Genomic DNA, 8,922 nt, shown 5'->3' with positions numbered 1-8,922 from the left:
CTCGGCGACGCGCAGGAGCTTCTTGGCGCGCAGCACCTCGTTCATCGTCCTGGTCACGGCCTGCTCGAAGCCGGCGACGTGGGTGCCGCCCTTGGGAGTCGCGATGATGTTGACGAAGGAGCGCAGGGTTGTGTCGTAGCCCGTGCCCCAGCGCAGCGCGACGTCCACGCCGAGCTCGCGGGTGACCTCGGTGGGGGTCATCTGGCCGTGCTCGTCGAGGACCGGGACGGTCTCCTTGAAGCTGCCCTGGCCGTTGAAGCGCAGGACGTCGCAGACCGGCTTGTCGGTGGCCAGGTACTCGCAGAACTCGCTGATGCCGCCGTCGAAGCGGAAGGACTCCTCGCCCTTGCTGCCGCCCTCGCCCAGGCCGTACTCGTCGCGGACGACGATGGTCAGTCCGGGGACGAGGAAGGCCGTCTGGCGGGCGCGCTGGTGGAGGTTGTCCAGGGAGAGCTTCGCGTCCTTGAGGAAGATCTGGCGGTCCGCCCAGTAGCGCACGCGCGTGCCGGAGCGGGTCTTGGGGATCTTCTTGGCCTTGCGCAGGCCGCTCTTGGCCTCGAAGCGGGCCTCCGGACCGCTGCCCGTGAAGGCGCCGGGGACGCCGCGGCGGAAGCTGATGGCGTGGGTGTGGCCGCCTCGGTCCACCTCGACGTCCAGCCGGGCCGACAGGGCGTTGACGACGGAGGCGCCCACGCCGTGCAGACCGCCGGAGGCGGCGTAGGACCCGCCGCCGAACTTGCCGCCGGCGTGCAGCTTGGTCATGACGACCTCGACGCCGGACAGGCCGGTCTTGGGCTCGACGTCGACGGGGATGCCCCGGCCGTTGTCCCGGACCTCTACGGAGCCGTCGTCGTGCAGGACGACCTCGATGTGGTCGCAGTAGCCGCCGAGGGCCTCGTCCACGGAGTTGTCGATGATCTCCCACAGGCAGTGCATCAGACCGCGGCTGTCGGTCGAACCGATGTACATGCCCGGGCGCTTGCGCACGGCCTCGAGCCCCTCGAGGACGAGCAGGTGCCGCGCGGTGTAGTTGGAACCGTCCCGGTCTGCTCCTGCCAGCAGCGCTGTGGACGGCACGGACGTCTCGGCGGTCACGCGGTTCGCTCCTCGCTGAATTCCAGTGGAGCCCCGGTGGGGCGGGGCGCGGCTTGGGTTGCCGCTCAGAGGGTACCGAGGCCTGGTAGAGCCCTTGTAACGCAACCCTCGACACGGACCAAGACTAGTAGAGAGTCGCATGGATGTTCGATCCCTCGTTGGAGTGAAGCAGATATCACGTTCCCTTCGAGGCATGAACCATTTAGGCTCCGGGCACGTCCTCATGAACAACCGGCAACCCGGCCGGGGAGGACCGACCATGACCGACAGCGCGAACCCGTACGACACATAGACACGCAATACGGCACATTCGCCGCCAAACCGGCAACGGACAGCCGCCTCGGAAAGATTTTTCGAGGAAAAGCCACGAGCGGGAACGTTTGGGGCTGGTTGGATGTTGACCCTGGTACGACAGCTCGTCGAGCTAGAGAAGAGGCGACGTGACTACTGTTCTGACCCCCGCGAGCCCGCTGACGGCCGCTGACCGTTGCGACCGGTGCGGCGCCCAGGCGTATCTGCGCGTCGTCCTGCTCAGCGGCGGAGAACTGCTCTTCTGCGCCCACCACGGTCGCAAGTTCGAGCCGGAACTCAAGAAGATCGCCGCTGAGATACAGGACGAGACGGAGCGCCTGACGGCCGTTCCGGCGAGTGCGTCCGAAGAAGAGCGCTGACAACCTCGCACGACGAGCCAGCACCGGCACCAGGCCGGCGAACGGGCGGCCGCTCCTGACACACGGGAGCGGCCGCCCGTCTTCATGACCGGCGGCCGCCCGTTTCCCACCGATGACGAGGCGGTCAGCCCTCGCCGGCTCCCCGCCCCAGCGCCTTCGAACCGCCGCGGCCGAGCGTCCGTACGACGTCGGACACGCGCGTGTAGACGCCGGGACTTCCCGCCCGTCCACAGCCGCTCCCCCAGGACACCAGCCCGATCAGCCGGCCCTGCGCGACAAGCGGCCCCCCGCTGTCCCCCTGGCAGGCGTCCCGGCCGCCCTGGGTCTCGCCCGCGCACAGCATGGTCTCGGGCAGGTAGGTGCCCTCGACACTGCCCGGATAGGCCCGCTCGCACTGGGCGTCCGGCAGGACGTGGACGCGTGCGGCGTGCAGGCTGTGCGCGTAGGCGGCGGCGCCGCTGGTGTCCCCCCAGCCGTAGACCACGGCACTGGTCCCGGGTGCGTAGGCCCGGTCCCCCGCGGCCGCCATGGGGATCACCGCGCTCTGCGGCAGCGGCTCGGCGAGTGTGACGACGGCGAAGTCACCGGCGTTGGTGACCCCGTCGTAGCGCGGATTGACCCACGTGTCGCGCACGGGGATCTCCCGACCCTGGGCGGACAGCAGATCCGTGCGTCCGGCGATCACCTTCAGATCCCGTGTCGGCGGCGCGCCGACGACGTCTCTGCCCAGGCAGTGGGCCGCCGTCAGGACAGCGGTCGGGGCGATGGCCACACCCCCGCAGAACTGTCCCGCGCGCGTACCCCCGAACCGGTCACGGCTGGAGAGCGCCACGGTCCAGGGGCTGCGCGACACGTCGACGGGAAACCCGCCGACGACGACGCTGTCGGCGGCCGCGGGCGCCGCGGCCACCAGCGGTATCGCGGCCCCCGCGGCCGCGAGGACCAGCGGCCCGGCCAGTGCCCGGACAATACGGCGTCGCATGGGTTCTCCTCACTCTGGGACGATCATCGGAGACCCAGAGTCACGCAGGGCGACGCGGCCCGCAGCACGAAGGCCCGGCTCCCGTCGGGGAGCCGGGCCTTCGAGGGGCAGAGGCCTTGACCTAGTCGAGGTAGTCGCGCAGCACCTGCGAACGCGACGGGTGGCGCAGCTTCGACATGGTCTTGGACTCGATCTGGCGGATCCGCTCACGCGTGACGCCGTACACCTTGCCGATCTCGTCGAGGGTCTTCGGCTGACCGTCGGTGAGACCGAAACGCATGGAGACCACGCCCGCCTCGCGCTCGGACAGGGTGTCGAGCACCGAGTGCAGCTGCTCCTGCAGCAGCGTGAAGCTGACCGCGTCGGCCGGGACGACCGCCTCGGAGTCCTCGATGAGGTCACCGAACTCGCTGTCGCCGTCCTCGCCCAGCGGGGTGTGCAGCGAGATGGGCTCACGGCCGTACTTCTGGACCTCGATGACCTTCTCCGGGGTCATGTCGAGCTCCTTGGCCAGCTCCTCCGGGGTGGGCTCGCGGCCCAGGTCCTGGAGCATCTGGCGCTGCACACGGGCGAGCTTGTTGATGACCTCGACCATGTGCACCGGGATGCGGATGGTGCGGGCCTGGTCGGCCATCGCGCGGGTGATCGCCTGACGGATCCACCAGGTGGCGTACGTGGAGAACTTGTAGCCCTTGGTGTAGTCGAACTTCTCGACCGCGCGGATCAGACCGAGGTTGCCCTCCTGGATGAGGTCCAGGAAGAGCATGCCGCGGCCGGTGTAGCGCTTGGCCAGGGAGACCACCAGACGGAGGTTGGCCTCCAGCAGGTGGTTCTTGGCGCGGCGGCCGTCCTCGGCGATGATCTCCAGTTCGCGCTTGAGCTTCGGGGCGAGCTTGTCGGAGTTCGCCAGCTTGTCCTCGGCGAAGAGACCGGCCTCGATGCGCTTGGCCAGCTCGACCTCCTGCTCGGCGTTGAGCAGGGGGACCTTGCCGATCTGCTTGAGGTAGTCCTTGACCGGGTCGGCGGTGGCGCCGGCCGCGGCGACCTGCTGGGCCGGGGCGTCGTCCTCGTCCTCGTCGGAGAGCACGAAACCGGCGCTCTCAGCACCTTCCGGCTCCTCCGCGCCCGCCTTGGCCTCCTCGAGCACCTCGTCCTCGAGGATCTCGGCGTCGTCCTTCTTGCCGGCGGTGGTCTTCTTGGCCGCCGTCTTCTTGGCGGGGGCTGCCTTCTTCGCCGCCGCCTTCTTGGCGGGGGCGGCCTTCTTCACGGCGGCCTTCTTCGCGGGCGCCTCGTCCTCGACCGGCGTGTCCACGGCAGGCGCCGCCGGAGTCGCGGTGGCGGTGGCCTTGCGCGCGGTCACCGTCTTCGCGGCGACCGTCTTGCTGGCGGTGCGCTTGGCCGGACTCTTCGCTGCGACGCTCTTTCGGGTGCGCTTGTTGGGCTCCGCGGCACTGACCATCAGCGTCACACCCTCTTCCTCGAGGATCTGGTTGAGGCTGCGCAGTACGTTCTTCCACTGAGTGGCCGGAATCTGGTCAGCTTCGAAGGCCCGACGCACATCGTCGCCGGCGATCTGCCCCTCAGCCTTTCCCCGCTCGATGAGCGCCATGACAGAGACGGACTCGGCGATCTCCGGCGGGAGCGTACGGGATGTGCTGGCCGACACGAACAACCTCTCGGAACGTTGGAAAACGGCTTCCGGCCCCGTCCACGGCGGACAGGAGCCGACCACCGGCCTGGGGACGGGCCGACGGCGCGGGCGGGGGCCGGGGAAGATGCACAGCGCCATGAATGGCGTCCGTATTCCCTCCGCGGCTGTCACCTCTTAGGTCATCGCGTTGTTCCCTTGAGCGTTACGCCCAATCCGCGTGGCCCGAGTCACACCCCATAAGGGTTCAAAACCGCTCAAGTATGCGCAAACGAGATCGTCTACACCGCCGTACGGCGTGGCGGGCGGCGGTGAGGGCCGTGCCCCGGCGCGCGTGGACCCCGCCGGGGCGCGGAGACTCGGCGGGGTCCTGTGCGGGAGGTTCGCCGGCCGAATGAGGCCGCGGGCGGACGGCAGGGCCCTGCGCCGTGCCGTCCGCGCGCGGTCACTGCTCCCGCGGTCGCCGCCCACGCGGTCGGTGTGGCGTGCGGTCAGTGCTCGCGCGGCGCGGGAACCACCCGCTCGACCTCGGGGTGCACCGTGAGCAGCTGGCGCATCGCCACCTCCGCCGCCGTGCCGTCGCCCGCGGCGAGCGCGTCCACGATGCGGGCGTGCTGTGCCAGGCAGGTGTCGTTCGGCCGGTCACAGCCCGTGACGGGGCCGCCGGACACCTGGAGGGCGGCGGAGACGATGCCGGAGAGGTGCTCCAGCATGCGGTTGCCCGCGACCTGGATGAGCAGGGTGTGGAACTCGGCGTCCGCGCGGGAGAAGGTGAGCGCGTCACCCTGCGCGAGGGCGTGCCCCATGATCTCGACCATGTCGGACAGGCGCTGCTGGATGTCCTCGCGCCCGTGGCCGGCGGCCAGGCGGGCGGCGAGCGGCTCGATCGTCCACCGCAGCTCGCTCAGCTCACGGCGCTGGTCGTCGCGCTGCGGCCCGAAGGCGCGCCACTCGATGATGTCCGGGTCGAGGAGGTTCCAGTCGCTGACCGGGCGCACGCGCGTGCCGACGTTGGGGCGGGCGCTGACCAGACCCTTGGCCTCCAGGACGCGGAGCGACTCGCGGACGACGGTGCGGGAGACCTCGAAGCGCTGGCCGATCTCCTCGGGCACCAGGGGCCGGTCGGCGCCGAGATCGCCGGAGACGATCATCTGACCGAGCTGCTGGACGAGTTGGCCGTGCAGTCCGCGGCCGCGGCTGCCCGTGGCGCGCCGCCCCACCCGGCCGAGCTCGGGGTCCGTGCCCTCCCAGGAGGGGCTTGCGACGCGGTCGGGGACGGGCGCCTCGGCGTACGGGTAGCGGTCGAGTTCGCCCGGGCCGACGAGACCGGAGTCTGTGGGGCGGGCGGCGGTCATCATGGTGTGCGCAAGGGTACTCACGGATCCTTTGTCGGCGTCGCCTCCAACTCCCTTGAGGGCTTTGGTGAAAAGCACACGAAAGGGTGATCGCTCACTCCGTCGCAATTGACGCCTTATCGGAAAGAAATGGGCTTTCCCCGGGGAATTGCGCGCAGAGGCCGGGCGAAAGGGCGCGAAGGACAGTCACTTGACCCTGCTTCGCAGGGTCGTCACCAGGAAGGCGCAGGACAGCGCGGAGAGCATCAACACCATTGCCGCGCCCATGGGTTGGGCCATCACACGTGCCGCTGCGACGAGGCTGCCGTCGCCGCCGAAGGGCCACTGCAGCAGGAAGGACCTCCGCAGCCGCGCGGGCAGGCCGGCGGGGTCCCAGGCCGCCCCGCCCAGCGCCGCCTGTACCAGAGGTACGACGACGACCGGGACCGCCACCACGGCCGCGAGGCCCGCCGTGGCGGACCGGAACAGCCCGGCGGCCAGCACCCCGGCCCAGGCGCATCCGACCACGAGTCCGGCCCAACTCGCTCCCAGCGAGATCCAGTCGCCGGGAACCTGTGTGAGCTCCCGTCCGTACACCACGTAGAGCACCTCGGCGTCGCAGCCGACCGTGAGGAAGGCCAGCATCAGCGCGGTGGCGGCGGTGACCAGGAGTTTGGCCGTGAGCAGCCCGAGCCGGCGGGGCACGGTGCCGCGGTCCGCCGCCAGCGCGGGGTGGCGGAACTCGTCGCCGAAGGAGAGCGCGCCCAGCAGCCCGGCACCGAGTGCGGTGGGCGGCAGCGGCAGTTGCTGCGGCCACGCGGCGAGCAGGCGTGGCTGCGGGGTGTGCCCGATCCGGCCCATGACCAGGGCGGTCAGTGCGGATACGACGAGGACGGCGGCGGCGGTGACGAACCCCGTGCCGATGCCGGCGGCACGGCGCAGTTCGTAGCGCAGCGGACGCAGGGGGCTGCGGCCCGGGCGGACGGAGATGGCGGGTGGCAGCGGGGAGGACGAATCGAGCGCGACGGCCTCCGCGGGGCGGGGAGTGGGGATCGAGGCGTGGGGGGCGGCCTCGGCGGGAGCCGCTTCGGGGCAAGCCGCCGTGGAGGCCTTCTTCGAGGCGGAGGCGGAACCGGAGGCGGTCTCGGACGGGGTCCCGTCCGAGCGGTCCGGGACCGCGCGGGCGGGGTCGTCAGAGTGCGCCACGGCTGCGGTCCCCGCGGTGTCCGAGGCCTCGGAGGCCTCGGCGGGCTGGGAGATCTCGGCGGTCTCGAATGTCTCCGGCTGTTTCCGCGCGCCGGTCTCGGCCGACGTGCGTGCCGTGGACGAGACGGCGGCAAGGACGGACGCCGGAGCCGGGACCGACTCCGCCGGTGCGGTCGCGATGACGGCCGCGGGCTCGACGCCTCCCGCGCCGGGTCCCATGTCCCCGACCTCGTCGGCGAGTTGGTGGACGAGGATGCCGTGCCGGAACGCCACCTCGCCGACGTCGGCGCACGTACTGCCGTAGACGGACAGACGGTTGCCCTCTTCGTGCACGACCTCGACGGAGCGGTGGCCGGTGCGTGCCTCCTTGCGGAGGAGGGCGGCCAGGCGAGCGGCCTGCGGGCTGCGCACGGCCACGCGGGGGCGCAGCCGGTTGCGGGCGAAGTCCGCGCTCTCCTGGTCGGCCACGACCCTGCCCCGCTCGATGGTGACGACACGGTCCGCCGTGCGTGCCGCCTCCTTGGGGTCGGAGGTGGTGAACAGGACCGTGCCGCCCTGCGTCGCGTGCGCCCGGAGCATGCCGTGCAGCCAACGGCTTTCCCGTGCGGAGAGCCCGTCCGCCGGCTCGTCCAGCACGAGGGTGTGCGGGTCGGACAGCAGGGCGCAGGCGAGCCCGAGGCGGCGGTCCACGCCCCGCGACAGGGTGCCCAGCCGCTCCTCGCGCAGGCTGACTAGGCCTACGACCTCCAGCACCTCGTCGGCGCGGCGGACCGGCAGGCCCGCGGCCGCGCACAGCATCCGCAGATGGCCGCGGACCGTGCGCGAAGGGTGCCCGGGGACGTCGCCGAGCAGGACGCCGACCTCGCGCGCCGGGTGCGGGATACGGTGCAGGGGCCGGCCCTTGAAGTAGGTGATGCCACGGCCGTGTTGGAGTTCGAGCATCAGTCTTAGCGCCGTCGTCTTGCCCGCGCCCGCCGCGCCGAGGAGCACGGTGACACGGCCCGCGTGTGCTTCGAAGGAGACGTCGTCGACGGCGGGCGGAAGGTCCTTACGGGAGTCGCTGGTCAGTCCGAAGGCCTGGATCACCCGCAGCAAGATAGCGCGTTATGTCCGTTTTTTCGGGTACCCCGCCGCCGAGTTCGGCAGGTCAGACTTCCGGACGCAGCATGGGCGGGTTGAGCAGGGTGGCGCCGCCGGCCCGGAAGAGCTGGGCCGGCCTGCCGCCCTGGCGGGTGGTGGTGCCGCCGGTGGGGACCAGGAACCCGGGGGTGCCGGTCACCTTGCGGTGGAAGTTGCGGGGGTCCAGGGCGACGTTCCAGACCGCTTCGTAGACGCGGCGCAGCTCTCCGACGGTGAACTCGGGCGGGCAGAAGGCGGTCGCCAGCGACGAGTACTCGATCTTGGACCGGGCGCGCTCCACCCCGTCCGCGAGAATCTGCGCGTGGTCGAAGGCGAGCGGAGCCACCGGCTCGCCGTCGCGGCCGTAGCCGCCCTGCGCCAGCAGTTCCTCGACGGGCGCCCAACGGGCGTTGCTGGCGTCGCCTCCCGCTCTGGGCGCGGGCAGGTCGGGGGCTAGCGCCAGGTGGGCGACGCTGACGACGCGCATGCGGGGGTCGCGCTTGGGATCGCCGTAGGTCGCCAGCTGCTCCAGGTGGGCGCCGTGGTCCTGGACGGGGGCGGCGGGGTCGTGGGCCTGCAGTCCGGTCTCCTCGGCCAGTTCGCGCGCCGCGGCCTGTGCCAGGTCCTCGTCGGCCCGTACGAAGCCGCCGGGGAGCGCCCATCGGCCCTGGAACGGGGGCTCGCCCCTGCGCACCGCCAGCGCGCACAGGGCGTGACGGCGCACGGTCAGCACGACCAGGTCCACGGTGACGGCGAAGGGCGGGAACGCTGACGGGTCGTAGGGCATGCGGCGATCATAGTCGTCTGCCTGACGATAAACACTCCCTTCGCCGGTCGCTTCGACAGCCGATCCTCTTGCCGGCGCCA

The 8,922-nt window shown here is 71.3% G+C and carries 7 protein-coding genes; 1 reads left to right on the top strand and 6 read right to left on the bottom strand.

The window, feature by feature from the left end; translation table 11 throughout:
• Positions 1-1,095, bottom strand: a 1,095-nt coding sequence (locus tag IE249_RS37110; protein ID WP_268249692.1) for an ATP-binding protein, incomplete at its 3' end; no start/stop codon positions are given.
• Between the two features lie 440 nt (positions 1,096-1,535).
• On the opposite strand from IE249_RS37110, the gene IE249_RS13205 reads away from it, so the two are divergent.
• Positions 1,536-1,766, top strand: coding sequence for a DUF7455 domain-containing protein (locus IE249_RS13205; protein WP_189705007.1), 231 nt, complete (start codon positions 1,536-1,538; stop codon positions 1,764-1,766).
• A 124-nt stretch (positions 1,767-1,890) separates the two neighbouring features.
• On the opposite strand, the gene IE249_RS13200 is transcribed toward IE249_RS13205, so the two are convergent.
• From IE249_RS13200 to IE249_RS13180, 5 genes are all read right to left on the bottom strand, one after another.
• Positions 1,891-2,748, bottom strand: coding sequence for a serine protease (locus IE249_RS13200; RefSeq protein WP_189705006.1), 858 nt, complete (start codon positions 2,746-2,748; stop codon positions 1,891-1,893).
• A 121-nt stretch (positions 2,749-2,869) separates the two neighbouring features.
• Positions 2,870-4,414, bottom strand: a complete 1,545-nt coding sequence (locus tag IE249_RS13195) for an RNA polymerase sigma factor (RefSeq protein ID WP_189705005.1) — start codon at positions 4,412-4,414, stop codon at positions 2,870-2,872.
• 473 nt (positions 4,415-4,887) lie between these two features.
• Entirely contained in the window at positions 4,888-5,775 is an 888-nt protein-coding gene (locus IE249_RS13190; RefSeq protein ID WP_189705004.1) for a FadR/GntR family transcriptional regulator, read from the bottom strand.
• Between the two features lie 162 nt (positions 5,776-5,937).
• A complete protein-coding gene (locus IE249_RS13185; protein ID WP_189705003.1) occupies positions 5,938-8,022 on the bottom strand; it encodes an ABC transporter ATP-binding protein in 2,085 nt (694 codons plus the stop codon).
• Positions 8,023-8,083: 61 nt separating this feature from the next.
• A complete protein-coding gene (locus tag IE249_RS13180; protein ID WP_189705002.1) occupies positions 8,084-8,842 on the bottom strand; it encodes an NUDIX hydrolase in 759 nt (252 codons plus the stop codon).
• Positions 8,843-8,922: the final 80 nt, after the last annotated feature.

This window comes from Streptomyces anandii JCM 4720, assembly GCF_014650655.1.
GTDB classification, from domain to species: Bacteria; Actinomycetota; Actinomycetes; order Streptomycetales; family Streptomycetaceae; genus Streptomyces; species Streptomyces anandii.
This window is presented reverse-complemented; position numbering and strand designations above follow the sequence as displayed.